The 26901-nt window shown below is 49.7% G+C and carries 21 protein-coding genes; 14 read left to right on the forward strand and 7 right to left on the reverse strand.

Features of this window, described 5'->3' with window-relative positions:
• Positions 1 to 171: 171 nt before the first annotated feature.
• The 3 genes from gcvP to AC6R03_RS08250 form a co-directional block, all read right to left on the reverse strand.
• Positions 172 to 3042: an aminomethyl-transferring glycine dehydrogenase gene (gene gcvP, locus AC6R03_RS08240; protein WP_500630836.1), complete on the reverse strand. Its 2871-nt coding sequence runs from the start codon at positions 3040 to 3042 to the stop codon at positions 172 to 174.
• A gap of 85 nt (positions 3043 to 3127) precedes the next feature.
• On the reverse strand, positions 3128 to 3508 hold the full coding sequence (gcvH, locus tag AC6R03_RS08245) for a glycine cleavage system protein GcvH (protein ID WP_334551500.1): 381 nt from the start codon (positions 3506 to 3508) through the stop codon (positions 3128 to 3130).
• Between the two features lie 34 nt (positions 3509 to 3542).
• On the reverse strand, positions 3543 to 4838 hold the full coding sequence (locus AC6R03_RS08250) for a serine hydroxymethyltransferase (RefSeq protein WP_500630835.1): 1296 nt from the start codon (positions 4836 to 4838) through the stop codon (positions 3543 to 3545).
• A gap of 321 nt (positions 4839 to 5159) precedes the next feature.
• Between AC6R03_RS08250 and AC6R03_RS08255 the strand changes: the two genes are divergently transcribed.
• The 12 genes from AC6R03_RS08255 to AC6R03_RS08310 all read left to right on the forward strand — a co-directional run bounded on the left by AC6R03_RS08255 (position 5160) and on the right by AC6R03_RS08310 (position 17897).
• The gene (locus tag AC6R03_RS08255; protein WP_334551502.1) at positions 5160 to 5783 is read left to right on the forward strand and encodes a helix-turn-helix domain-containing protein; all 624 of its coding nucleotides are present in this window, start codon (positions 5160 to 5162) and stop codon (positions 5781 to 5783) included.
• 259 nt (positions 5784 to 6042) lie between these two features.
• On the forward strand, positions 6043 to 7161 hold the full coding sequence (gcvT, locus tag AC6R03_RS08260) for a glycine cleavage system aminomethyltransferase GcvT (protein WP_334551503.1): 1119 nt from the start codon (positions 6043 to 6045) through the stop codon (positions 7159 to 7161).
• Positions 7162 to 7264: 103 nt separating this feature from the next.
• A complete protein-coding gene (locus AC6R03_RS08265) occupies positions 7265 to 8266 on the forward strand; it encodes a S1 family peptidase (protein ID WP_500630834.1) in 1002 nt (333 codons plus the stop codon).
• A 71-nt stretch (positions 8267 to 8337) separates the two neighbouring features.
• Positions 8338 to 9342 carry a S1 family peptidase gene (locus tag AC6R03_RS08270; RefSeq protein ID WP_500630833.1) on the forward strand — a complete coding sequence of 335 codons (1005 nt, stop codon included), beginning with the start codon at positions 8338 to 8340 and terminating at the stop codon, positions 9340 to 9342.
• A 163-nt stretch (positions 9343 to 9505) separates the two neighbouring features.
• Positions 9506 to 10174, forward strand: coding sequence for a LuxR C-terminal-related transcriptional regulator (locus tag AC6R03_RS08275; RefSeq protein ID WP_500625536.1), 669 nt, complete (start codon positions 9506 to 9508; stop codon positions 10172 to 10174).
• A gap of 408 nt (positions 10175 to 10582) precedes the next feature.
• Entirely contained in the window at positions 10583 to 11002 is a 420-nt protein-coding gene (gene rbsD, locus AC6R03_RS08280) for a D-ribose pyranase (protein WP_500630832.1), read from the forward strand.
• Positions 11003 to 11062: 60 nt separating this feature from the next.
• Positions 11063 to 12568: a ribose ABC transporter ATP-binding protein RbsA gene (gene rbsA, locus AC6R03_RS08285; RefSeq protein ID WP_500630831.1), complete on the forward strand. Its 1506-nt coding sequence runs from the start codon at positions 11063 to 11065 to the stop codon at positions 12566 to 12568.
• Entirely contained in the window at positions 12565 to 13548 is a 984-nt protein-coding gene (gene rbsC, locus AC6R03_RS08290; protein ID WP_500630830.1) for a ribose ABC transporter permease, read from the forward strand. The genes rbsA and rbsC overlap by 4 nt, the downstream gene beginning before the upstream one ends.
• 64 nt (positions 13549 to 13612) lie before the next feature.
• Complete coding sequence (rbsB, locus tag AC6R03_RS08295; RefSeq protein WP_500630829.1) at positions 13613 to 14491, forward strand: ribose ABC transporter substrate-binding protein RbsB; 879 nt, start codon at positions 13613 to 13615, stop codon at positions 14489 to 14491.
• Between the two features lie 191 nt (positions 14492 to 14682).
• Positions 14683 to 15606 carry a ribokinase gene (gene rbsK, locus AC6R03_RS08300; protein ID WP_500630828.1) on the forward strand — a complete coding sequence of 308 codons (924 nt, stop codon included), beginning with the start codon at positions 14683 to 14685 and terminating at the stop codon, positions 15604 to 15606.
• 60 nt (positions 15607 to 15666) lie between these two features.
• Entirely contained in the window at positions 15667 to 16677 is a 1011-nt protein-coding gene (locus AC6R03_RS08305) for a substrate-binding domain-containing protein (RefSeq protein ID WP_334551515.1), read from the forward strand.
• Between the two features lie 236 nt (positions 16678 to 16913).
• The gene (locus AC6R03_RS08310; protein ID WP_500625541.1) at positions 16914 to 17897 is read left to right on the forward strand and encodes a chemotaxis protein; all 984 of its coding nucleotides are present in this window, start codon (positions 16914 to 16916) and stop codon (positions 17895 to 17897) included.
• 88 nt (positions 17898 to 17985) lie between these two features.
• On the opposite strand, the gene AC6R03_RS08315 is transcribed toward AC6R03_RS08310, so the two are convergent.
• A complete protein-coding gene (locus AC6R03_RS08315) occupies positions 17986 to 19908 on the reverse strand; it encodes a DEAD/DEAH box helicase (protein WP_487901641.1) in 1923 nt (640 codons plus the stop codon).
• 352 nt (positions 19909 to 20260) lie between these two features.
• On the opposite strand from AC6R03_RS08315, the gene rnb reads away from it, so the two are divergent.
• Entirely contained in the window at positions 20261 to 22267 is a 2007-nt protein-coding gene (gene rnb / locus AC6R03_RS08320) for an exoribonuclease II (protein ID WP_500630827.1), read from the forward strand.
• A 47-nt stretch (positions 22268 to 22314) separates the two neighbouring features.
• Here the strand turns inward: rnb and AC6R03_RS08325 are convergent, their stop codons facing one another.
• The gene (locus AC6R03_RS08325; protein ID WP_487901639.1) at positions 22315 to 22671 is read right to left on the reverse strand and encodes a DUF3024 domain-containing protein; all 357 of its coding nucleotides are present in this window, start codon (positions 22669 to 22671) and stop codon (positions 22315 to 22317) included.
• 163 nt (positions 22672 to 22834) lie between these two features.
• Here AC6R03_RS08325 and AC6R03_RS08330 point away from each other — a divergent pair, with 163 nt between their 5' ends.
• Positions 22835 to 23683, forward strand: a complete 849-nt coding sequence (locus AC6R03_RS08330) for a phosphate ABC transporter substrate-binding protein (protein WP_500630826.1) — start codon at positions 22835 to 22837, stop codon at positions 23681 to 23683.
• 52 nt (positions 23684 to 23735) lie between these two features.
• On the opposite strand, the gene AC6R03_RS08335 is transcribed toward AC6R03_RS08330, so the two are convergent.
• Together AC6R03_RS08335 and malK are read right to left on the reverse strand one after the other, a co-directional pair.
• A complete protein-coding gene (locus AC6R03_RS08335; protein ID WP_500630825.1) occupies positions 23736 to 25271 on the reverse strand; it encodes a GGDEF domain-containing protein in 1536 nt (511 codons plus the stop codon).
• Between the two features lie 185 nt (positions 25272 to 25456).
• Positions 25457 to 26581: a maltose/maltodextrin ABC transporter ATP-binding protein MalK gene (malK, locus tag AC6R03_RS08340; protein ID WP_487901637.1), complete on the reverse strand. Its 1125-nt coding sequence runs from the start codon at positions 26579 to 26581 to the stop codon at positions 25457 to 25459.
• Positions 26582 to 26901 lie beyond the last annotated feature (320 nt).

Genomic DNA, 26901 nt, shown 5'->3' on the forward strand with positions numbered 1-26901 from the left:
TTAGTTTAAGTCCTAACACGAGATTGTCCAATTACTTGTTGTATCCCGAGCAAATCACAATTTCACGTAGATTTACGGACTTTGAACCAATAAAAAAGCGAACCTTACTCGGTTCGCTTTAGATTTAACTAGGACATCCAACAAAATAGCGGGTTGTTCTATCTACGTCACTTACCCTTCATAGCTCTCAATACTCGGGCAAGAGCAGATCAAGTTGCGGTCACCGTAGACGTTGTCGACACGGTTGACGGTTGGCCAGTATTTCCATTGCTTAGTCGCGCTGGATGGGAAGCAACCTACTTCACGTGAGTATGGGCGATCCCAGTGTTCGCTCGCCAAATCCACTTGTGTGTGCGGTGCGTTGACCAGTGGGTTGTTGTCGAGTGGCCAAGCGCCTTCTTTAACGGCGTTCATCTCTTCGCGGATGGCAATCATCGCATCGCAGAAACGATCCAACTCAGCCAGATCTTCAGACTCCGTTGGTTCAACCATCAAGGTACCGGCGACTGGGAACGACATAGTTGGCGCGTGGAAACCGTAGTCCATCAAACGCTTCGCGATGTCTTCTTCACTGATGCCGATCTCTTCTTTTAGCGGGCGGATGTCGATGATGCACTCATGCGCTACTCGGCCGTTCTTACCGCGATAAAGTACAGGGTAGTGAGGGCGCAGGCGCTCCATTATGTAGTTGGCGTTCAAGATTGCGACTTTAGTGGCTTCAGTGAGGCCAGCTTCGCCCATCATTGCGATGTACGCCCAAGAGATAGGCAGGATAGATGCACTGCCAAGATCCGCCGCAGAGACGGCAAACTCTTTACCTTCAACACCGTTTTCAATGTGACCCGGCAAGAAAGGCGCGAGATGCGACTTGACGCCAATCGGGCCCATACCCGGGCCACCGCCACCATGCGGGATACAGAAGGTTTTGTGTAGGTTGAGGTGAGAGACATCAGAGCCAATCAAGCCCGGTGAGGTCAAACCTACCTGCGCGTTCATGTTGGCACCGTCGAGATAAACTTGGCCACCCGCCGCATGCACCATTTCACACACCTGCTTCACTTGCTCTTCGTACACGCCGTGTGTGGAAGGGTAGGTGATCATGATGCTAGAGAGGTTGTCAGCGTGCTTTTCAATTTTGTCCGCCAGATCGGTCAAATCGATGTTGCCGTCTTCATCACATTTCACCACCACAACTTTCATCGACACCATTGAGGCCGTCGCAGGGTTGGTGCCGTGCGCTGAGCTTGGGATGAGGCACACATTACGGTGACCTTCGCCACGGCTCTCATGGTAACGCTGGATAGCAATCAGACCCGCGTACTCACCCGACGCGCCAGAGTTAGGCTGCAATGAAAAATCATCATAACCCGTGATTTCACATAGCTTCTCTTTCAGATCTTTCGCCAGTGCCGCGTAGCCTGCGGCTTGCTCTAGTGGTGCGAACGGGTGAAGAGCGCCGAACTCAGGCCAAGTGACAGGAATCATCTCGGCTGCGGCGTTAAGCTTCATAGTACAGCTGCCGAGCGGGATCATGCCGTGTGTCAGTGAGAAGTCTTTGTTCTCAAGCTGCTTGAGGTAACGCATCATCTGCGTTTCACTGTGATGCGTGTTGAAGACTGGGTGCGTTAGGTACGCTGACGTGCGGCGTAGCGTTTCAGGAATCGCGGCGAACTCATTGCCACTGATTTCTGACGACAGTCCGTTGATCTCTTCTTTCACACCAAACACGTCAAATAGTGCGGCGATGTCATCAGTGGTGGTGGTTTCATCAAAACTCACGCCCAGTTGCGCTTTATCTGCGATCAGGCGCAGGTTGATGTCTGCCGCTTGTGCTTTAGCATACAGCGCCTCTGTTTGGCTGCCTGAATTGATGGTGATGGTATCGAAGAAGCTGTTGTGCGCCAGCTCGAAGCCAGATTTGGTCAGGCCAGCGGCTAAAATTGCTGTCATGTGATGCGTGCGGCGTGCGATGGTACGTAGACCTTCCGCGCCGTGGTAAACCGCGTAGAACGACGCCATATTGGCCAGCAGTGCTTGCGCGGTACAGATGTTCGATGTCGCTTTTTCGCGGCGGATATGTTGCTCACGGGTTTGCATCGCCATACGCAGGGCTTGGTTGCCGTTGGCATCAATCGATACGCCAATCACGCGTCCTGGCATGGTGCGCTTGTGTTTGTCACGCGTCGCCATAAACGCTGCGTGTGGGCCGCCGTAACCCATAGGTACGCCAAAACGTTGCGCTGAACCAATCACCACGTCTGCGCCCATTTCGCCCGCTGGCTTAAGCAGTGCGCACGCGAGTAGGTCGGTCGCAACCGCAACCAGTGTTTTGTTGGCTTGCGCTTTGGCGATCACGTCGCTCAAATCGCGCACTTCGCCAGTTGTTCCCGGGTATTGAACCAAGGCACCGAATACGTCTTGTTCTGGGAGAGAGTCCAGTGACCCTATGGTGACATCAAAGCCGATGTATTTTGCACGCGTTTTGACGACTTCAATCGTTTGAGGGTGCACATCATCGGCAACAAAAAAGACGTTGCTCTTGCTCTTGCCGGCGCGTTTACACAGGGTCATCGCTTCTGCCGCTGCGGTCGCTTCATCAAGAAGGGAGGCGTTCGCGATGTCCATCGCGGTTAAATCCATCACCATCTGTTGGAAGTTGAGCAGAGATTCCAAACGGCCTTGTGAGATTTCTGGCTGATAGGGCGTGTAGGCCGTGTACCAACCTGGGTTTTCCATCACGTTACGCAGAATCACGTTGGGCGTGAAGGTGTTGTAGTAGCCTTGACCAATGAAGGTGCGTTTGACTTGGTTTTGATCGGCGAACTGGCGCATAGCGCTCAGCATATCCGCTTCGCTCTTGGCTGGGGCCAAGCTTAGTGGCTGCTCAAGACGAATCTGCGGCGGCACCGTTTCCTCAATCAGAGCATCTAAACTAGTGGCATTGATGGCCGCCAACATAGCTTGTTGGTCTTGTGTGTTTGGGCCGTTGTGGCGAGCAACGAACTCATTTTGTGTGCTGAGGCTTTGAAGTAATTCAGTCATTGTCCTTTACCTGCTCCAAAGTTCGCTGAGCGAACCGTGAAAAAAAGCTGCCTCCTAGATGGGGGCAGCTTTGCTGTTGTGCTTATTACTCGTCTTCGATTGAGTTTAGGTATTCTTCGGCGTCTTTTAGGTCATTAAGCTCAGAAGGATCCGACATCTTCACTTTGACGATCCAGCCGCCTTCATACGGTTCTTCGTTGATTAGCTCTGGGCTGTCTTCGAGCTCTTCGTTGATTTCGATGATTTCACCGGTGATCGGCGCGTAAATATCAGAAGCGGCCTTAACCGATTCAACCAACGAGAAGCTGTCGCCGGCTTCAATCTCGTCTTCTACTTCCGGTAGGTCGACGAAGACCACGTCACCAAGCATTTCTTGAGCGTGCTCAGAAATACCGATAGTTACAGTGCCATCACCGTTGTCACGTACCCACTCATGGCTATCTGCAAACTTCAGTGTTTTGTCCATTGCTTAATCTCCAAAATAACTAAGATAAAATTGATTATTGGTACAGTGGGAAGCGATGACACAAGGCTTTCACTTCTTTGCGAACGCGTTGCTCTACTTCTGTATTTCCGTCAGGGTTATCCACTAACCCGTCCAGAACATCACCAATCCATTGTCCGATAAGTTTGAATTCTTCAGCGCCAAAGCCGCGGCTGGTTCCCGCAGGCGTTCCCAATCGAATGCCCGATGTAATCATAGGCTTCTCAGAATCGAATGGGATGCCATTTTTGTTACATGTGATCCCGGCACGCTCAAGCGCTTCTTCTGCTTTGTTACCCTTTAACCCTTTTGGCCTTAGGTCGACGAGCATCAAATGCGTGTCCGTTCCGCCTGTCACAATGTCACACCCGCGAGTTTGCAACACCTCGGCAAGAACTTTTGCGTTGCTGATCACCGAATTGATATAAGTCTTAAACTCTGGCCCGAGTGCTTCACCAAACGCCACCGCTTTCGCTGCAATAACATGCATCAACGGTCCGCCTTGCAGCCCTGGGAACACGGCAGAGTTAATCTTTTTGATGATGGTTTCATCATTGGTCAAAATCATGCCACCACGTGGGCCGCGTAGGGTTTTGTGCGTCGTTGTGGTGACGACATCAGCATAGGGAAGAGGGCTTGGGTGCGCGCCAGTAGCGATAAGGCCGGCGATGTGCGCCATGTCTACCATTAGTAAAGCACCGACTTCGTCAGCAATCGCGCGAAACTGGGCAAAATCAATCGTACGAGGAATGGCGCTGCCACCGGCGATGATAAGCTTCGGTTGATGCGCTTTTGCCAGTGCTCGGACATCGTCGTAATTGATTTCGAGTGTGTCGCGATCCACCCCATATTGCACTGCGTTGAACCATTTACCCGATAGCGCAGGTTTTGCGCCGTGTGTGAGGTGGCCGCCGGCATCAAGAGACATGCCTAAAATGGTGTCGCCCGGTTGCAGCAGTGCGAGCATGACGGCGCCGTTTGCTTGTGCGCCAGAGTGAGGTTGAACGTTTGCGTATTCACACTGAAAAAGCTTTTTAGCGCGTTCGATAGCGATGGCCTCGACCGTATCGACATGCTCACAGCCACCGTAGTAGCGGCGACCTGGGTAACCTTCTGCGTATTTGTTGGTTAGGCAGGTGCCTTGAGCCTGCATCACCGCTTTTGACACAATGTTTTCTGAAGCGATCAACTCGATTTGTTCGTTTTGCCGAGACAGCTCTGCTTGGATGCCTGCAAAGACGGCATCGTCGGTGGCACTGAGTTGAGTTGAGAAAAAATTCTCTAAGCGATGATTGTGATAGGTGTTGTTCATAGTCGATGACCTTCCAATTGAGTCGTCAGCGTGCTGACTAAATTTTGTGTAAATCCATGCCCCGAAAAGAGAGGGGAAAACCCAACTTGGTCGCAAAAATGGCGCGAAACACTGGGGTAAAAATGCATCTCGACAACTAACAAGTTGGTAACATAGCGGGAGTTGCATCAACAATCAACCAAAAATTTCCTATTGGAAACACGCTTGCGGTTTTTGTTAACGAGTGCACACTATATTTCCTATCCTCACCTTTCCAGTTTTACGACCTTGGGGCACAATGAAATCCAAATAGGAAGTAAAGAAAGTATGACTGAGGGAAACATGTCAGAAGATATCTACGATGAGTACCCGTCCATCACCCTAGCGAAGGAAGCGGGTGATCAAAACATCGAGCCGCTTAAGTTAGGCGAGCGCATCAAAGAGATTCGTAGCAAGTTAGGCATCACGCTTGAGGAAGCCAGTCAACGCACTGGGCTCGCGCGTTCAACGCTTAGTAAAATTGAGAACGAGCAAATATCACCGACTTTCCAAGCGATGCAAAAGTTGGCATCGGGGTTGGCGATAGATATGCCACAACTCTTTGAGCCACCTAGAAAAAAGGTCGCAACAGGGCGAAGAGATGTCACCCGAGTTGGGCACGGCAAACCGCACCCCACGCAGACGTATGAACACGAATTGCTGGCTACTCAATTGTCCAATAAAAAGATGATGCCTTTCAAAAGCCGCGTCCACGCGAGGCGTTTTGAAGAGTACAGTGACTGGGTTCGTCATGATGGTGAAGAGTTTCTATTGATCTTATCGGGCACGGTTCGGTTCTACTCAGAGTTTTATGAACCGATTGAGTTGACGGTCGGTGACAGCGTCTATTATGACGCCAATATGGGCCACATGTTGATCTCAACCAGTGAGCAAGACGCGCATATTTTGTGGGTGACAGCCAAATAACGTGAATCAAATGTAAATTTCTTATAGTGAAAGCAAACGTTTGCTTTTGGGTTGTTTATGCGTAGAATAACGCCGCTTTGATCGAATCTTGCTCAAGGCGGCGTTTTTATTGATGATGCCTTGTTGTGAATTTAATGTTAAATGTCACACTTTCACTTCTCCCGCTCTTATTTAGGGTGCATTCTCGCCATCGTCGTGTTTATTATTGGAAACAAGGTTTCCTCTCAAGGAAAACGGACCGGATCACATGGAGACAACAATGACTCAAGAATTACTGAAAACCCCTCTTCATACTCTGCATGTTGAAGCGGGCGCAAAGATGGTACCGTTCGCTGGCTATGATATGCCTGTGCAATACAAACTCGGCGTTAAGAAAGAGCATCTTCATACCCGAGACGCTGCCGGACTTTTTGATGTGTCCCACATGGGACAATTGCGATTGCATGGTGAAGGGGCTGCGGCCTTCCTTGAGTCTTTGGTTCCTGTCGATATCATTGATTTGCCAGTAGGCAATCAGCGCTACGCGTTTTTTACCAACGACAACGGCGGCATTATGGATGACTTAATGGTGGCCAATTTAGGCGATCACTTGTTTGTCGTGGTTAACGCAGCATGCAAACAGCAAGACATCGATCACTTGCAAGCACATTTGCCATCGGGTGTGGAGCTGGAGGTGATTGAAGATCGCGCCTTACTTGCGATTCAAGGCCCGCAAGCGGTGGACGTATTGGCAAGATTCAACCCTGATGTAGCGAATATGGTCTTTATGGATGTCAAACGCCTCAACTTATTGGGTGTGGAGTGCGTGATCAGCCGAAGCGGCTACACTGGCGAAGACGGATTTGAAATCTCGGTGCCGAACTCGCACGCGCAGGAGTTGGCGACCCGTTTAACGGCGGAAGATGAGGTGGAGTGGATTGGCCTAGGCGCGCGCGATTCTCTGCGCTTAGAGTGTGGTCTATGTCTATACGGCCATGACCTTGACCCGACCACGACACCGGTTGAGGCTAGTTTGCTTTGGGGCATCCAGAAAGTGCGTCGCATCGGCGGTGAGCGAGAAGGGGGCTTCCCAGGGGCCGACATTATTCTTGGTCAAATTGAATCGAAAGATGTCTCGCGCAAGCGCGTCGGTCTTGTGGGTCAAACCAAAGCGCCAGTTCGTGAAGGCACTGAGTTATTTGATGAATCAGACAACAAAATCGGCATCGTCACCAGCGGCACCGCAGGCCCGAATGCCGGCAAGCCCGTCTCTATGGCGTATGTCCGCGCCGATCTAGCCAGCATCGGCACCACTCTGTTTGCCGAGGTTCGTGGTAAAAAACTGCCCATGACCGTTGAAAAAATGCCGTTTGTACCGCAGAGATACTATCGCGGTTAATCATGGTTAAATGATAGATATTGTGAATAAACCTCTCTGCGGAGAGGTTTTTTTGTATCAATAATTGGGTAGAATCAAGGCTGCTGTTTCAAGGATGTATTGAATGAAAAACGTATTTCTCTTATTGGGTGTCATGCTCGCGACCCCGCTCTATGCCGCCGATGTGTCTACTTATATAGTGAATGGTGATGATGTTTCAGTCAGCAGCTATCCCTCATTTGCGAGTTTATATTTTGATGATGACGCCTACTATGGTTATCGCTGCGGCGCGACGGTCATCAACGCTGAGTACGTGCTGACAGCGGCGCATTGTGTGTACGGTGCCGAGAGTGAGATGCTTCACTACTGGGTGGTTCCCCAACTCCAAGATACGGCCGACTATTTGAGCACGTCCAATAAATACCGAGTGAAAGAGTACTATTATCCGGACACTTATGTTGATTCCGCCCCTTGGCCAGACGACATCGCGATCTTAAAACTTGAATCAACGATCAGTGGTAATCCAGACTACAGTGCTTCGCTCAACAGCATAGCCAACGATACGTATGTTGAATCGAAATCGAGCGATAATTTTATCGCTATCGGTCATGGTTTAATTGAGGGGAATCAATCCAGCAGTGGCTACCTCCAAGCTACCTCTCTCGATATCATCTCACCAAGTTCGACCTGCGATTCGAGCATTTCCGACAAACAGCTCTGTTTTGATGGGGAAGTGTCCGGTAACTACAAAAACTCCACATGCGAAGGGGACTCTGGTGGACCAGTGTTTTGGTACAATGGTGCCGCCTACGTGCAAATTGGGATCACCAGTTGGGGATTCAAAACGTGTGGAGCGAAGGCTTATGACTACTCTTCCGTATTTACGGAGGTGTATGACTACGATAGTTGGATTCAGTCGGTGATCAGTGGCGGTGAGACCGCCAAGTACTATGTGACCACGTCAAATGGTACACGGACTTTATACCAAACGAGCAGCGGTACGGTGATTGATAGCGCAGATGTCGTGTCAGATACAACAACCACCTCTTCCTCTGGTAGCGGCGGTAGCCTTGGCCTCTTCTCCTTATTGGCACTTGTTCTGTTTGGTCAACGTCGTCACGCTTAAACGGCGTCGATCTTCTCACAAGCGACACTCGTAAACTAAACTTATTGAGTAGAGTGTCGTGAGGGATGAGCATGATGGGTCGATGGAGAGTGGCAGGGTGGGCGCTGATGGTGTCCAACGCCTGTGTGAGCGCCGCAGAAATCTCGCCGTATATTGTCAATGGCACGACGACCGATTTAACGGATTACCCCACCTTTGCCAGCTTGTTTTATAAAACGGACAGCGTCTATCAACCTTCCTCATTTTGCGGCGCGACGCTCATCAACAGTCGTTACGTGTTAACGGCGGCGCATTGCATTTATGGTGATGATGATTTAATGCTCTACACCGTCGTCGCGCCGGGGCTTGATGATGAGGATGATTTTCTCAACGCAGAACAAGCGCGCGCAAGCGAGTTCTATTACCCCGATAACTACCAAAACAGTGAAGCGGCGCTTTGGCCAAATGACATTGCCATCATCAAGCTCGAAACGGCGGTCAGTGCGAGCGACTACACCTATCTTATCAATTCAACAGTCAACAATAGCTTCAGTGATAGCGATACCTTTAAAGCCGTCGGGCATGGCTTGATCGAAGGTGGTACTGATGGCGGCACGCAAGCGCGAGATACGACGCTGGACTACGTCTCCACCGCCACTTGCCGTAGCGAGTTTGGCAGTAATATTACCAGCAAACAACTCTGTTTCAGTGGTGAGATCTCAGCCGGTTACCGAAACTCGACGTGCAGTGGCGATTCCGGAGGCCCTGTCTATTGGGACAATGGCGTCGAGTTTGTTCAGGTGGGGATCACCAGTTTTGGTCCTTCTCAGTGTGGTGATCAATCGGTGAGTGTGACTTCGGTTTTTACCGATGTGTACGATTATCAGGATTGGATCGAGCGGGTCATTAACGGGCAAGAAACGCCAAAAACCTATGTGGTGACAAGCAATGGCCAGCGTCGTTTGGTCTACAGCACTGAAACGACGTCCTCTCCATCAAGTGGCGGTGGTGGAGGGAGCTCAGGTCTACTCTTTTTGGTTTTATTGCTACTTTCTGGCACGCTGAAATGGCACTTGAGAGAAAGATCACAAGGTTAAAATCGATCTGTTTCGATTCTTAAAAATGAGATAATCAATATAAACATCTGAATATTGGAGTAATTGCGTATAAAACTTGAGGAATGTCTCAATCATCCACGTTGACTAATCTGTGCTAAACGATAGTTTTAAATTGTGAATGGGTTGAGCTAGGACTATTACTATGACAAATGGACATCACTACCAAATTACGCTTTTATCAGACGTAAGTATGCAATCAAAACTGTTTCGAGATTCTCTTGAGCAGGGATTACACCTCAAAGTGAACATTGTCACCATGGAAGATTTGCAGTCGGGGCACTTCGATAGCAGCTTGTTAGGTGATTTTGTACTCTTCGATTTTCAGTACATCGACGAAGAAAAGTTTGAACTGTACAGCCAAGCAAAAACGAACAATGACCATGTGTCGCGTGAGATCGTGATTAACTGCCCACAAGAGGTGCCTTCTACGCAACTCTTCAAGTGGCGCAACTTGGTGGGCGTATTTTATAACGATGACGATTTATCGCTGCTTCTCAAAGGCATGGAAAAGATCATGCAAGATGAGATGTGGCTGTCTCGTAAACTGGCCCAGGATTACATCGAACACTTTCGCTGTGCTAACACCGTGACCACGTCGCAATCCTACGCCAGTTTGACCAAGCGAGAAAAAGAGATCATGCGGCTACTTGGGCATGGGGCATCCAACTTACAGATCGCCGATGAATTGTTCGTCAGTGAGAACACGGTGAAGACCCACTTGCACAATATCTTCAAGAAAATCAACGCAAAAAACCGTTTGCAAGCGCTACTTTGGGCAAACAACAACATTGCACTTGAGGAACGCGTTTAAACGCATTCCCCTCTCATTAGGGCGCGGCCAGTCATTGATGTGAGTCAACGATGGGTCGTGCCTTTTCTCTTTTATTCTCGGTCACTTTTTATACTTATCTATTCATCGCATCGATAAAACGTGTCTGGTCCGACCGTCTTGAAAGTGAATGCGATCACTTTTTTGTCGGCGTGTTGCTCGTTTCTATCGATCATTCTCACACTCTCAACGAAGAGGTATCGCATTCATCACTGAGCGTTCTATTATTTCATCGAAACGTTTCGATGGTGTTTACAAGGTTGATTAAAGCAAGGTGTTTTAAACAGCGCTTCAATCAGCGACAGGGGTATTAACGCGATGTGATCGCGCTGTTTCCGGTAAGAGAAGCCCACGGCCAGCGAAACGATGAACGAGAAAAAGGTTCCCTACATGAAAAAAAGTTCCCTACTGAATGCGGAGTTGTCCCACCTAGCGGCGACACTCGGCCATACCGATGAAATCACCGTGTGTGATGCCGGTTTGCCTATTCCAGAGTCGGTGCAGCGCATCGATTTGGCGCTGACTTATGGCGTGCCCAGCTTTTTAGATACGGTGCGTGTCTGGCTAAGTGAAGCGCAGATTGAAGGAGTGATCGTGGCGCAAGAGTTTGCCGAAGTCAGCCCTGAGCATCATCGAGCATTGATGGCGTTGATCGATGAGGAGCGTCGCACGTCAGGTAAGACAATCGAAGTGCACACCCTCTCTCATGAAGCGTTTAAACAGCGTAGCGAGCGCAGTCGTGCGATTGTGCGTACGGGCGAATGTACACCGTATGCCAATGTTATCTTCCAATCGGGCGTCGTGTTTTAACCATCATGACGTTGGCGACATCGTGTGACGCGGTGACGCTGCACAAAGACAGGAACAATTATGTCTCAAGCTATCTTACAACTGAGTGACATCGACAAAGCGTTTCCCGGGGTCAAAGCCCTAGATAGCGCCAGTCTCAATGTGTACCCAGGCCGAGTGATGGCGCTGATGGGAGAGAACGGAGCAGGCAAATCAACCTTGATGAAAGTCCTGACCGGCATCTACACCAAAGATAGCGGAACCATCCACTATCAGGGCCAACCCGCGGCTTTTAAAGGACCAAGGGACTCACAACAAGCAGGCATCAGCATTATTCACCAAGAGCTGAACCTAATCCCTGAGTTGACGATTGCGGAAAATATCTTCTTAGGCCGCGAATTTACCTCTGCGTTAGGGCGCATTCAGTGGGACACCATGTACGCGGAAGCGGATAAATTGTTGCGCCGCTTGAACGTGAAACATAGCTCGAAGCAGTTGTTGGGCGAGTTGAGTTTGGGTGAGCAGCAAATGGTGGAAATCGCCAAGGCGCTCTCATTCGAGTCCAAAGTTATCATTATGGATGAGCCGACCGATGCCTTGACCGATACCGAAACGGAATCGCTGTTTGCGGTGATCAATGAACTGCGCGATCAGGGTTGCGGCATTGTCTATATCTCCCATCGCCTCAAGGAAATTTTCCAGATTTGTGATGACATTACCGTGCTGCGTGATGGTAAGTTCATTGGTGAATGTCCGGTGTCTGATACCGATGAAGATGGCCTGATTGAGATGATGGTCGGACGCAAATTGGACGAGCAGTACCCACGCATCGCGGTTTCGCATGGCAAGGTCTGTTTGGAAGTGATTGGCCTGACCGGTTCGGGTGTTTCAGATGTCAGCTTTACCTTAAACCAAGGTGAGATCTTGGGCGTTTCTGGCCTGATGGGCGCTGGACGTACCGAGCTGATGAAAGTGATCTACGGTGCGCTGCCAAGTGAACGCGGTGTGATCAATCTCAATGGCAAAACGGTGAATCCAGAAAACCCACAAGATGCGCTGGCAAATGGTATTGCCTATATCTCTGAAGATCGTAAAGGCGATGGACTGGTGCTTGGGCTTTCTGTCAAAGAGAACATGTCGCTCTGTTCACTGGATAAGCTCACCAAAGGAGGGCGTATTCAGCATGGCGATGAAGTGATTGCCGTCGATGATTTTATTCGTCTGTTTAACATCAAGACGCCAAGTCGAGAGCAGATCATTGGCAACTTATCGGGGGGCAATCAGCAAAAAGTAGCGATTGCGAAAGGCTTGATGACTAAGCCTAAAGTGCTGATTCTCGATGAGCCAACACGCGGCGTGGATGTCGGCGCCAAGAAAGAGATCTACCAACTGATTAATAAATTTAAAGCCGATGGGATGAGCATCATCTTAGTGTCGTCGGAAATGCCAGAAGTGCTCGGAATGAGTGATCGCATTTTAGTGATGCACGAGGGCCGAATTAGCGGCGAATTTGATGCCAAAGAGGCAGACCAGGAAACACTACTGGCGTGTGCCGTCGGTAAAAAGCGTATTGAGGATGCAGCATGAGCAGCAAAACCCTAACTAAAGCGAACCCAAGCCACAGCAAAAAGCTGCTGAGCAAAGAGTGGTTAATCGAGCAGAAATCTTTGATTGCTCTGCTGTTTTTGATTGTCGTGGTGTCGTTCTTAAACCCGAACTTTTTCACCCTTGATAACATTTTAAATATTCTTCGCCAAACCTCGGTCAATGCGATCATTGCGGTGGGGATGACGCTGGTGATTTTAACCGCGGGCATCGATTTGAGCGTCGGCTCAGTGCTGGCCTTGTGTGGTGCTTTTGCCGCGAGCATGATTGCACTGGAAGTTCCGGTACTGATCGCCGTGCCAACCGCACTGCTGGCGGGAGCGGCGCTGGGTGCGATCAGTGGGGTCATCATTGCCAAAGGTAAGGTGCAGGCGTTTATCGCAACCTTAGTCACCATGACCCTTCTGCGTGGTGTCACTATGGTGTACACCGATGGTCGTCCTATTTCAACCGGCTTTACCGATACCGCCGATGCGTTCGCTTGGTTTGGTACGGGCTACGCCTTAGGGATCCCTGTTCCGGTCTGGTTAATGGTCGTGGTATTTGCAGCGGCGTGGTATCTACTCAATCACACTCGTTTTGGTCGTTACGTCTACGCGCTGGGCGGTAATGAGTCGGCCACTCGCTTATCGGGCATTAACGTCGACCGAGTGAAAATCGGAGTTTACGCCATCTGTGGTCTGTTGGCGGCACTGGCAGGGATCATCATCACTTCTCGCTTGTCGTCAGCACAACCGACGGCAGGTATGGGCTATGAGCTGGATGCCATCGCAGCGGTGGTATTAGGTGGTACCAGCTTAATGGGTGGTAAAGGGCGAATCATGGGCACCTTGATTGGCGCGCTGATCATTGGTTTCTTGAACAATGCGCTGAACTTGCTCGATGTCTCCTCTTACTACCAAATGATCGCCAAGGCCGTAGTGATTCTACTTGCGGTACTGGTCGATAACAAAAACAAGTAATTAGGTTAACTCTGACTCGTCGTGGTCACACTTCGAGTCTCCCCCTACATAAAGGACTAAAACAATGAAAAAACTAGCAACTCTTATCTCTGCTGCTCTGCTGTCATCCACTGTGTCTGTTGCCGCTCATGCGCAAGACACGATGGCGATTGTCCTCTCAACGTTGAATAACCCATTTTTTGTCACCATGAAAGATGGCGCGGAAGCGAAGGCGAAAGAGTTGGGTTACGAGCTGATCGTTCTGGACTCGCAAAATGACCCAAGTAAAGAGCTCTCCAACGTGGAAGACCTTACGGTACGTGGCGTCAAAGCGATCTTAATCAACCCAACCGATTCTGATGCGGTATCGAACGCGATTCGTATGGCAAACCGCAGCAATATCCCTGTGCTGACGCTTGACCGCGGTGCAAGCCGTGGTGAGGTTGTCAGTCACATTGCGTCAGATAACGTTGTAGGGGGCGAGCTTGCAGGTAACTACATCGTTGAAAAAGTGGGCATGAAAGCCAAAGTGATTCAGCTTGAAGGTATCGCGGGTACCTCGGCAGCGCGTGAGCGTGGTGAAGGTTTCATGAACGCGGTGAAAGGCAGCGAAATGGAACTTTTGGCCAGTCAGCCAGCAGATTTTGACCGTACTAAAGGTTTGAACGTAATGGAAAACTTGTTGGCAGCGAACCCAGATGTACAAGCCGTCTTCGCCCAAAACGATGAGATGGCACTGGGTGCACTGCGCGCGGTCGAAGCATCGGGTAAAGAGGTTGTGATCGTTGGTTTTGACGGCACAGACGACGGCATTGCCGCGGTTAACCGTGGGAAACTGGAGGCGACCATTGCTCAGCAGCCGGATCTGATTGGTGCATTGGGCATCGAGACCGCAGCGAAAGTGCTGAAAGGGGAAAGCGTTGAAGCATACATCCCAGTACCGTTGAAAGTTGTGACTAAGTAATCACGTCATGAAATAACGCATGGTGATCGTGCGAGCCTTCCTACTTCCTTTACCTGAAGGGGAGTAGGAGGGCGAATACCTTTGCACTTACAAGGCTTAGTTTTGATAAAACCGAGCGAGAGTCATCCTTGTGAGTGAAAAGGTATTTAGCGTAACTCGAAACAAGGTTCACTCGAGCCGAGGAATTTTCTATGAATAAGTTAGTGGTATTGGGTAGTGTTAACGCTGACCATGTTCTTCAGGTGCCTTCTTTCCCGCGTCCAGGTGAGACGCTGCACGGTCGACATTATCAAGTCATTCCTGGTGGCAAGGGCGCCAACCAAGCGGTAGCGGCCGCTCGGCTCAATGCGGATGTCGGATTTATCGCATGTGTCGGCGATGATGCGTTTGGCATTAACATCCGTGAGAGCTTTAAGTTAGATAAAATCGCCATCTCTGGCGTGAAAATGCAACCTAACTGTCCGACTGGGATTGCGATGATCCAAGTGGCTGACAGCGGTGAAAACAGCATTTGCATCTCAGCGGAGGCGAACGCGAAGCTGATTGCAGAGGCGATAGACAACGAAGATTGCCAAGCGATTCGTCAAGCTCACTATCTATTAATGCAATTGGAAACCCCGATGTGCGGCATTGAGAAAGCCGCCCGCATTGCCAAAGAAGCGCGCACCAATGTCATTTTAAACCCGGCCCCTGCGCAGGTGCTCAGCGATGAGTTGCTGGCGTGTGTGGATGTCATCACCCCAAATGAGACCGAAGCGCAAGTGCTGACGGGGATCACGGTGACCGATGATGCTTCAGCGCAGCAAGCCGCGAATGCCTTGCACCAGAAAGGTATTGAGATCGTGCTCATTACTCTGGGCGCTAAGGGCGTATGGCTCAGTCAAAATGGACGGGGGGAACTTATCCAAGGTTTTCGTGTTGAGGCTGTGGATACCACAGCCGCAGGGGATACCTTTAATGGGGCCTTGGTCACTGGCTTATTAGAGGATTTGCCTCTAGAATCTTCGATTAGGTTCGCTCATGCAGCGGCGGCGCTCTCCGTGACACGGTTCGGCGCGCAAACGTCTATTCCTAGTCGTCAAGAAGTGGAAGCGTTTCTTGCTGAGCGAGTCTAGCTTGTCTAGATGGCTGCCGGGTCGGCAGCCATAATATCGCTGTAGTAAGGAGACGATGATATGGCGACCATGAAAGATATTGCCAAACTGGCAGGGGTCTCAACCTCTACGGTTAGCCATGTGATCAACCAATCGCGTTTTGTGAGTGAAGCGATCTCCGAGCGCGTGAATCAAGCCGCTTCTCAGCTCAATTATACGCCATCGGCGCTTGCGCGCAGTCTTAAAGTCAATCGTACGAACACCATCGGTATGCTGGTGACGACCTCGACGAACCCGTTTTTTGGTGAGGTGGTCAAGGGCGTCGAGCGCAGCTGTTATCATCAAGGCTATAACCTGATCTTGTGCAACACCGAAGGCGATCATGAGCGGATGCGTCAATCGATCAATACTCTGCTGCAAAAGCGTGTCGATGGGCTGATTTTGATGTGCTCGTCGCTTGAAGGCGAGCGCATCGATATCTTTGACAAATACCCAGACATCCCCGTTGTCGTCATGGATTGGGGCCCGATGCTGTTTACCAGTGACAAGATCCAAGACAACTCTTTGCGCGGCGGCTATTTAGCGGCGAAATATTTGATTGATTGTGGTCACACTCAGGTGGGGTGTATTACCGGGCCACTGGCAAAACACCAAGCGCAGATGCGCTATGAAGGGTATAAACGCGCGATGAACGAAGCGGGCAATGAGTTCAAAGCGAACTGGATCATCGAAGGGGACTTTGAGTGTGAAGGCGGTTACAACGCACTGCATAAGATGGTCGAGAAAGGGCCGCTGCCCAGTGCGATTTTTGTCTGCAATGACATGATGGCACTTGGCGTGATTAACGCTGCAGCCGAATTAGGGATCAAAATTCCGGATCAGCTCTCTATCATCGGGTATGACGATATTCATATCGCGCGCTTTATGACACCCGCTTTAACCACTATCCACCAACCTAAGTATCGACTCGGCAAAGCGGCGGTCGAGGCTCTATTGCAGCGTCTTGAAAACAGCGTCGAGGAGAGCCAAGTCGTGCAACTAGAGCCGACCTTGGTCGAGCGTCACACAGTGAAAAAGTTGTCGCTCTCATAGTGCCGACTTTTTACTCAGGCAGATTCGGATTGATTAGCGTGATGATTTTTCAGTGATCATGCTGACAATCCTGTCTACACTAAAAGTACCACAACGCACAGACCTCGCTATTCGTCACGGAATCGACGCAAATTTGGTTATTCCTACGTCGAACCTACGGGGTGGCAATTTACAAAAGCGTGAATAGCGGTTAAAAAGGCGTATATCATCAAGTTGAGAGCAGGCAATAAGTCATTATGAGCGTATCTAGCAGTACGATACTCACTGAGAGCGGTACCAATGAGCTGGAAATCATTGAATTTCATTTAGAAAAACAGCTCCCAAATGGTAAAACCAAAACGTGTTATTACGGTATCAACGTCGCCAAAGTACGCGAAGTGATTCAGGTGCCGGAAACCACCGATTACCCCAACGCACAGCCGCATATGGTGGGCGTATTTTCATCACGTGATATTTTGACCCCGCTGGTGGATTTGGCTGGCTGGCTCGGTGTCCCGACCAACCCAGATCTCGCTCGAAAGTTTGTTATTGTCACTGACTTCAACAATATGACCAATGGGTTTTTGATTGACAGTATCAGTCGCATTCACCGTATTTCGTGGAATGACGTTGAGTCACCAAGCCAGTTTTTAGAAGCGGGCGAACAAGACTGCGTTGTTGCGGTGGTCCGTAAAGATGGCAACCTCATCATGATCCTCGACTTTGAAAAAATCATTGCCGACATTAACCCAGAATTGTCTATGGATAAATACGACGTGAAAGAAGATAAGAGCGTCGATATGAACCAACGGATGATCACCAAACGTAATGGCAAAACCATCATGGTGGTCGATGACTCTGCTTTTATCCGCTCTCTAATCCAAGATACCTTGAGTTCATCTGGCTACAACATCATTGCTTGTAAAGATGGTGGTGAAGCACACGACAAGCTGATGAATTTGATTGAAGTGGCGAAAGAGGAAAACTTACCGGTCAACGAGTTGATCGATGGTGTGGTGACGGATGTAGAGATGCCTCGTATGGATGGCATGCACTTAGTTAAACGCCTTCGAGAGAGCGAAGCGTATCAATCGATCCCCATCGTGATGTTCTCTTCTTTGATGAGTGAGGACAACCGAGCAAAAGCACTGGCACTTGGCGCGAATGACACCATTACGAAACCAGAAATTGGGAAAATGGTGGCCATGATGGATAAATACATTTTTGGTCGAACGGCCTGATTGCCAGGTCAAACGGTCCAATCCTAACAACAAAAGACACAAAAAAAGGTACGCAATGCGTACCTTTTTCTTATTTAACCAATGAAGATTAAGCTTCAGAGTGGCGAGCTTTACCATGGCCGCGTTCGCCACGGTAGTTACCACGGTGATCACCACCACGGTTACGGTCGAAGCGACGTTCGCCATCACGGCCGCCTTCGCGATGACCACGACCACCTTCACGGTTGCCACGGTAACCACCTTCGCGGTTGCCATCACGACCACGGTGACCACCAAAGCCACCTTCGCGACGTCCGCCTTCACGGCGACCACCGTCACGACGTCCACGAGGCTCGCGGAAGTCGTCAAAATCACAGACCACGGCATCCACTTGCTTCTGACGAATACGCAGCTTGCGAAGTTTGCTTGCCGTGTCAGAAGACATCGCTTTTGGCAACTGAACGTACGTTTCGCCTTGAGCCAGCTTGATCGCACCGATAGAGCCTTTAGTTAGACCCAACTCGTTCGCCAATGCGCCAACGATGTCTTTCACTTGTACGCCTTGCTCGCGACCCACTTGCAATTGGTAAGTATCCCAATCTTGGGTGTTAAAGTTGCGCTCACGACCACCTTCGCGACGACCATCACGGCCACCTTCACGGCGCTCTTTACGACGTTGCTTGTCACGCTCAATTGCTTCAACCATTGGATCTTCACCAATGTAGAATAGCGGGCGTTTACCTTGCTGACGTTTCAGTAAGATAGCCGCTAGCGTGCTTGCGTCAATCTCTAACGTGGTTTGAAGCTGTTCAACCAGTTCCGCAAATTTGTCTAGAGACTTGTGCTCTTTCTCACCAGCAAGTTCTTCACCAAGTTTTACAAGGCGCGCTTGGGCAACTTGGTCACGCAGTGGCAGTTGAATCTCTTCCATAGAAGATTTAGTCACGCGCTCGATGGTGCGTAGCATGCGCATTTGGTTAGTGCGCACAAGCAGGATCGCTTTACCTTTACGTCCAGCACGACCAGTACGGCCGATACGGTGGATGTAGGACTCAACATCGAATGGGATGTCGTAGTTAAATACGTGTGTGATACGTGGTACATCAAGACCACGAGCGACAACGTCTGTCGCAACCAGAATATCAATCACACCTTGTTTGATGTGATCTACGGTGCGCTCACGCAATGATTGAGGGATGTCACCGTGCAGTGCCGCCGCTTTAAAGCCACGTGCAGACAACCAGTCAGCCAAACGCTCAGTATCTTGACGAGTACGAACGAACACGATAGAGGCATCTGTCTCTTCTGTTTCAAGCATGCGAGACATCGCTTCGTCTTTTTCTACGCCTTTCACGACCCAGAATTGCTGCTCTACTTTATCAACGGTGTGGTTCTTACCCGCGACGTCGATCATCACAGGCTCACGAAGGAAACGCTCAACGATGTTTTTCAACATTGGAGGCATAGTCGCAGAGAAAAGAACGCGCTGTGCAGATGAAGGCGCGTGCTCCATGATCGCTGTTACATCGTCAACAAAGCCCATGTTGAGCATTTCATCTGCTTCATCAAGGACAAAGGTGTGTACTTCATCGAGGTGAAGACGGTCGCGGTTAATCAGATCTTGAACACGACCTGGAGTACCGACGATGATGTGCGCGCCATTTTTAAGCGCTCGCATTTGGTCAACGATGGACGTACCACCGTAGATTTCCAATACCTTTAGACCTTGGATGTTTTTACCGAGGTTTTTCACTTCCGCTGCAACCTGGATAGCCAGTTCACGGGTAGGAGCAAGAACGATCGCTTGAGGCTTGCGCTGAGCAAGGTCAAGTTTGTTCAACAAAGGTAGAGAGAAAGCCGCTGTTTTACCGGTACCGGTTTGTGCTTTACCTAGTGCGTCAGAGCCTTCCATCAGGTGAGGGATTGCTGCTGCTTGGATAGGAGTTGGAGATACAAAGCCCATTCCGTCTAGAGCGGATAGGATGGCGTCGTTCAGTGACAAGTCACTAAACTTGATTACAGAATCTGTCATTGGGATCCTACTATATTAATTCAACTAAAGGTCCCATGAGCTCTACCAATTCCAATATCAATCCAGAAAGAGCTGATTCCGTTCAGATGCGGATGAGTCGTAAATCGCATCAAGCCACTAGGGACGTAAACAAGGGTGCGAATTATTCCTGAAAAACATAACAAAAGCCAGAAAAACTTGAGTTTCATCACAAAAAATTCTCAAAACTGAACTGGGTGTTCATGAAAGCGTCATCATCGCTGCCTTTTTCAGCGCTTTGCGCGGCTTTTGCTCGCTTGTTATCGGCGTGAGGTGGTTTGGTCGATGCGGCAATGTTATAGTGTGCGCAATTTTTTTGCTTAGAAATGTATCCATGTTCCAAGACAATCCGCTACTCGCTCAGCTAAAGCAGCAAATCCAAGAAACCCTTCCGAAAAAAGAAGGCACGATTAAAGCCACCGAGAAAGGGTTCGGCTTTCTCGAAGTCGACAGCAAGACCAGCTTCTTTATTCCACCACCGTACATGAAAAAATGTCTGCATGGGGATAAAGTCAAAGCCATCATTCGTACTGAAAAAGAGCGCGAAGTCGCTGAACCGGAAGAGCTATTGGAGCAGGGCTTAACGCGCTTCATCGGCCGTGTGAAATGGTTCAAAGGCAAACTGAACGTTGCGCCGGATCATCCTCAGTTGAAAAAGTTGTCTCTGAAAGCGAAAACGCGTAAAGGCATTAAAAGCGATGATTTGAAAGAGGGCGACTGGGTTGTTGCTCACTTAATCCGTCATCCGCTCAATGGTGACAATGGCTTTTTTGTTGAAATCTCACAAAAAATCACCGATGCAGACGACAAAATTGCGCCGTGGTGGGTGACGTTAGCGCAAAATGACTTGCCCAACAGTGAGCCAGCAGGTATCGACCACTGGGAACTCAAAGACGACGCTGACCTTGAGCGTGTCGATATGACTGACGTTCCGTTTGTGACGATTGATGGCGCGTCGACCAAAGATATGGACGATGCGTTGTACGCGAAGAAAACGGAATCGGGCGATTTTGAACTGACGATCGCGATTGCCGATCCTACCGCGTACATCACTCCAGATAGTGACATGGATAAAGTCGCGCGTGAGCGTGGTTTTACCATTTACTTGCCTGGGCGCAACATCCCAATGTTGCCGCGTGATCTTGCCGATGATCTCTGCTCTTTGATTGAAGGTGAGCAGCGCCCGGCGCTGTGCTGTCGTGTGACGGTAAGTAAAGATGGCGTGATCGGTGATGACATTCAGTTCTTTGCCGCGCACATTCAGTCTCATGCGCGTTTGGTGTATGACCAGCTATCTGATTGGTTAGAGACCGGCCACTGCGACAATTGGCAACCGGATGAGACCATTGCGCAAGTGGTTCAAGATCTCTACCAGTTCTCATTGGCACGTGCGCAATGGCGTGAGACGCACGCGGTTGTGTTCCCCGACCGTCCTGACTATCGCTTCGAATTGAGTGAAGACAACGATGTGGTTGCCATTCATGCGGATATGCGCCGCTGCGCGAACCGTTTGGTAGAAGAAGCGATGATCACCGCCAATATTTGTGCGGGTCGAACGCTGCAAGCGAGCTTTGATTCAGGTGTATTCAACACCCACGCCGGCTTCAAGCCAGAGAAGATCGCGGACGTGGTAAACTTGGTTAACCCAGAAGGTGAGCTACCCTTTACGGAAGAGTCTATTGCGACCTTAGAAGGTTTTGCTGAGTTGCGTCGCTGGTTGGCGGCACAAGAGACTTCTTACCTAGATAACCGCATTCGTAAATACCAAGCTTACAGCGAAATTGGCAATCAACCTCTTCCGCACTATGCGATGGGCTTAAACTTATACGCCACGTGGACCTCACCGATTCGTAAGTACGGCGACATGATTAACCATCGTATGCTTAAGGCTCACATCTTAGGGAAAGCGCCGGTACAAATGGCAGACGAAACCGTGGGTGAAGAACTTGCGCTGCACCGTAAGCATCATAAAATTGCTGAGCGTAATGTGGGTGATTGGTTGTATGCGCGCACACTGGCGTCAGAGGTGGAAAAAGCGACGCCTTTCCATGCAGAGATCTTCGATGTCTCTCGCGCTGGGGTACGCGTGAGACTGCTAGAAAATGGTGCAGCAGCGTTTATTCCAGGCTCATTGATTCTCGCCAACAAAGAGCGCCTAGCGTGCGATGGCGAACAAGGCACAGTGAGCATCGACAACGAGGTGATTTACCGATTGGGCGATGTGCTTGATGTGGTGCTCAATGAGGTGAATCAGGAGACGCGAAGCCTAGTTGCCAAACCGACTCAAGTCTTTGCAGATGTGGTCGCGGCGCCTGAAACGCAAAAGAGCCCAGCGTCATAAACTCAAAGAGCACGATACGTGTTGTTAAGGGAGCCTCGGCTCCCTTTTTAGTCCCAAAATACGGCTTTAGGATCTTTATCGACTTCTCGCATGATGGCGGTGAGGTCGAGGCTAGGGGGAAGATAGGGGTAGGGAGTCCAACTCTCTTGGTCAGAGTCTTCCGGTGACAGCATAAAGAGCTGCCAAGCGCCGAGGTCGTCATTCCAATCCACTTTCGCTACCGGTGACATATATTCGCAGTGGTTGGAATCGAGTAAAAAGAATTGTTTGATGAACACCACACCTTGCCCAGCCATTTCATAGCTGGCTTTGCCAAATTCAGCGGGTAAGCTTTGATTGCGATGCTTACAGATCATTTCCGCGCGCCTTTGGGCTTGTTTTTGTAGCAAACTGACTAGTCCCATTCTCACTCCATGACGTGAAGTCTCATGCATGCGCACTCTGTGTAGTAAGTACTTAAGCATAGACCCATTACGAATACAGTGCGCCTGAATCGATTTTCACAAAATTGTCATCTTATCGAAATATGATAGCGGCTGTTATCTGCCTAATTGTTTGGAGAAAGTTATGTTTCGCATTGCGTTGACCACTTTGATGTCAACAGTCGTGGCCTTTTCTGCGTGGTCTGCTGAGGTCAATATTTCTGGCTCGACTTCTGTCGCGCGTGTCATGGATGTTTTGGCAGAGGATTACAACAAAGCCCACCCCGAAACTTACATTGCGGTGCAAGGTGTCGGTTCCACCGCTGGGATCACGCTAGTGAAAAAAGGCGTGGCCGATTTGGGGATGAGTTCGCGCTATTTGACGGAAAGTGAGCTCGACGCGTCGTTGTCTGTATTAACCATCGCCTATGACGGCTTAGCGGTCGTAGTCAACCAAGCGAACCCAGTGAAAAACGTCACGCGCGATCAGTTGTTTGATATCTACAAAGGCAAGATCACCAACTGGAAAGATGTCGGTGGCCCGGATCAACGCATTGCTGTAGTAACACGAGAAGATTCGTCAGGTTCGCGTTACAGTTTTGAAAGTCTGCTTGGCCTTACAAGAGTGATCAAAGGCCGTTTGGTGTCTGATATCAGCCCGAACAACTTGGTGGTGAACAGCAATAGCATGGTGAAAACCATCGTTAACCACAATAAACAGGCGATTGGTTTTATTTCGACGGGATCGATTGACAACTCGGTCAAAGCGATTCAGTTTGAAGGCACTGAATCCAACAACGACAACATTGCCAGTGGCCAATATGAGCTGGCTCGTCCTTTCATCATTTTGTACAAGACGGAATCGATTGATGACGAGAGCCAAGCCTTTGTCGACTATCTCACCAGCAGCGCGGCGAAAAAACGCATTGAAGAGTACGGCTATGTGGCAGTGGATAAGTCTCAAGAACCGATAGAGCCGCGCGATAGCGAGTAAAACGCAGCTAGGGTATATAAGATGAAAGGCGCCACTAGGCGCCTTTCGTTTGTCATTTTGCCAGCCAACCCGCGGCATCTTCTATGTGGTAGACGCGATTTTTGCCCTCGTTTTTGGAACGGTAGAGCGCGTTGTCCGCTGCGGTAAACAGGTTTTTCGAGTTGTAATGGGTCTGCTCATCGGACGTGACAATACCGATACTCAGCGTAATGTCATGGTGCTGACTGAACTCAAGCTGGTTAAACGCGTCACGTAGTCTCTCAGCGTAGTGCTTACCGTCTGCCGGCGTTAAGTTCGGGCAAAGGACAATAAACTCATCGCCACCCCAGCGGCCTACATGGTCATAGGCGCGAGTATGATTGAGAAGAAATTGCGCGGTTTGTCTGAGGACTTGATCGCCCACCCCATGCCCCTTGTGGTCGTTGACCGCTTTGAAATTATCCAAATCAATCAGAAACACGGAGAGAGGGTCGCCAGTGCGGTGACTTCTTTGTAGCTCTTTGCGCAACATATCGTCCATCACACTGCGGTTGTAGAGTTGAGTGAGGTGATCTTTTTCGGCGCGCTGCTTGAGGTCGAGCGTTGGTTGCAAGTCTCGGACGATACACACGGCTCGGTTCTGGTTAATGTCACTGCCAGAGGCAATCGCCACTGCCAAATCCAACTGCTTGCCCGTCTTGGACATCCCCTGAATGTTTGATCGGTGCTGCTCCATGCGGCGATGTTTGGCTTTGTTCATAAAGTCTATACGGTATTGCTGGTGTTTCTCTCTTAGCTCGGGCGAAACTAAATCTTCGACTTTACGCTGGGTGAGCTCTTCAAAACTGTATTGAAACAGCTGGCAAGCCTTCTTGTTGGCGTAGAGGATTTGGCCGTTGTCTTCAATGTAGAGCATTCCATCAGGCGACACATCAAAGATCGCATTGAGTTCATGAGCCAAACGATACGAGCGTCGAGAAGTCTTAAAGATATACAAGCTTGCGCCCAATATGATGGGGATCATCAGCATGTTGAAGGCTAACGTGTAGCGAATGGATTGATAGACATCCTTCTCTGCCTCGACAGCAGTTTTGGCTAAGTGAGGTTCCAGTGAGTCTTGCATTGATTTTAGTGCGGTCGCCGCTGCGATATCATTCACCGCGACGATCTCATCCACTTCCGCACTGGTTAGGGTGTAGGGCAGTGAGCGGGCGAGTTCAAGGTTGGCTTTGTATTCATTTAAAGTGTTGGAGAGGATCTGAATTTCGGTTGAGAAGTCATTGGTAGTTTGCATCTGCGCTAGTTCACTGAGCAATTGATGTGATTGCTCGTAACTGGCTATAGCCGCGTGATAGTAGCTGTCATCGCGTCTGAGGACGTAGTTTTTAAAGTGGTGTATGAAACCTAGGTAACCCATGCTGCTTTCTATCTCGGTGAGCTTACGGGCCATATCGAAATGCTGAGGCGTCTGCTCGACCACCAGAGTTTCAACACGTTTGAGTGCGCCGTACTGCGTGATGACATACGCGACCAACAATAGGTTGAGCCCCATTGCAATCGCGATGATACACAACAGAGTCCGACGGATGTCGGAAACTTGATTTTCCATTTTATTCTTCTCACTAGCCAACTATTGAACAGTATAGTCATACAACCCAGTAAGTATAATACCCACACTAAGAATATATGAAATTACTTGCAATATTGTAGATTAATGGGTTAGAAGCTGTGAGGTAGGCATAAAAAGCCCAGCGATGAAGGCTGGGCAGAAGGACAATAAACGGTATCTCGGTTTTAAGCGCTAGGGAGCGCTACGCCCGCTTCTTGGTGAAGACGGCGACAGGCTCGGCCATCACTGTGGAACAGATGGCAGCGATGCGCAGGGATGCCAACCGCAATGGTATCACCCGGTTCAACATCCAACGTGTCTGGTTGACGGTAAATCATGTCCGCATCCGCAGCGTCGATGTGCATGTAGACTTGGGTTTCGTTACCCAGTTTCTCAACGATGTTGACTTCACCTTCAATCACGGCATCACCCTCACCGGCAGGCAACAAGTGCTCAGGGCGAACCCCTAGTGACATACGCTCACCTCGATTGACGGTTGTACCATCGACTGGGATCCAGAATGTAGTGCCGTTAGCAAGTTGAACCATCACGCGCTCTTTTTCCACTTCTTCGATAAAGACGCTCATGAAGTTCATTTTTGGTGAGCCGATAAAGCCTGCGACAAAACGGTTTTGTGGGTAGTGGTAAAGCTCAAGTGGTTGACCAACTTGCGATACATAACCACCATCGAGGACCACAATCTTGTCGGCCATGGTCATCGCTTCGACTTGGTCGTGCGTTACATAGATCATGGTGCAGCCGAGCTTACGTTGCAACTTGGTAATCTCAGAGCGCATCTGAACACGCAGCGCGGCATCAAGGTTAGACAGCGGTTCATCAAGCAAGAACACGTTAGGCTGAGAGACCAGCGTACGACCAATGGCCACGCGTTGGCGCTGACCACCGGAAAGCGCTTTCGGTTGTCGCTCTAATAGGTGGCTCAATTGCAGGATCTCTGCTGCGTGCTCGACGCGCTTATCAATTTCTGCTTTGTTCGCTTTTGCCAGTTTGAGACCAAAAGACATGTTGTCGTAAAGGTTTAAGTGTGGGTAGAGCGCGTAAGACTGGAATACCATGCCCACGCCGCGCTTAGAAGGCTCAACCTCGTTCATTCGCTCATCACCGATGTACAGATCACCGGAGGTGATGTCTTCTAAACCGGCGATACAACGCAATAAGGTGGATTTACCACAACCTGATGGACCCACGAAGACAACAAACTCGCCCTCTTGGATTTCCAAATCAACGTTCTTTGAAATAAGTACGTCACCGTAAGCTTTACATACATTTTTTAACGTGACACTCGCCATCTAGCTCGTCCTCGATCAATATTTTTGTTTTACTGCTCAACATTATATGAATTATCTGGCAAGCAATAATAGTAGGAATTCAGGTAAGGTGAACTTGAGTGTAAGAAAAAATGGGTGACGGAGTCGCTCACATCACCCATCAAGCCAATTAAGGTTTGCTTCCCCCGTGTGAAACAAGCGTCTCCCCCGTATCAAATCAGTTTCCTGAACAATCACGTGCTTGCACCATCACAGCAAACCCTGCGGCATTGCAACCAGCTATTGCGTAAAAACACGTCGCTGGAAAGGGTTCTTACCATCCACTCTTGGATGTCTGTAGT

Source organism: Vibrio sp. R10-SG-ISO4 (genome assembly GCF_059834135.1).